1 pseudogene is annotated in these 601 nt (G+C 78.5%); it reads left to right on the top strand.

From position 1 onward, the window contains the following. Positions 1 to 601 (top strand): annotated as a pseudogene (locus C1I95_RS34345) (adenylyl cyclase); the annotation flags it as partial.

The following is a 601-nucleotide window of genomic DNA, read 5'->3' as shown; positions in this document are numbered from 1 at the left end:
CCCCGCGGCACAGCGGACGCCGGCCCCACGCCACTCGGCGCGGCGGCAGCCGCGTCCCCGCGCGACGACGTGGCTGCCGCGTTGGACACCGCCCGGCGCAGCGGCTTCCACCGGCTGCACTGGACGATGCTGGCGATGGGCGCGCTGTGCCGGGCGGTGCAGGGGCGTGCCGACGAGGCCGCCGCGCTGGTCGACGAGTTGGCCGAGGCGTGGACGGCGGTGCCGGCGCTGGCCAGTGGCGAGTGGATCGCCGCGGCCGGCTGGGCGGCCACCCTCGCCGGGCGCAAGCCGGCGGCCCGGGTACGCGCCATGCTGGACCAGGTCGGCCACCGTACGCCCTGGTCGGAGGCGGCGCTGCGGACCGTGACCGGCGCGCTGGCCGGCGCCGACGGCGACCACCTTCACGCCGCCGAGCTGCACCTGGCTGCCGCCGAGATCTACGCCGGCATCCCGGACGTCACCGATCGGATGCTGGCGCTGACCTTCGCGGTTCGGGAGCTGGCGTCGACCGGTGACCGGGCGGCGGCCGCCGGGCCGCTGACCGAGCTGCGCGCCTTCGCCCACCGCAACGGCGCGCCGGGCCTGCTCACCCTGGCCCACC

This window comes from Micromonospora craterilacus (genome assembly GCF_003236315.1).
In the GTDB taxonomy this organism is placed as follows: domain Bacteria; phylum Actinomycetota; class Actinomycetes; order Mycobacteriales; family Micromonosporaceae; genus Micromonospora; species Micromonospora craterilacus.
The sequence above is the reverse complement of the archived record's forward strand: the minus strand, read 5'-3'. Positions and strand labels throughout refer to the sequence as shown.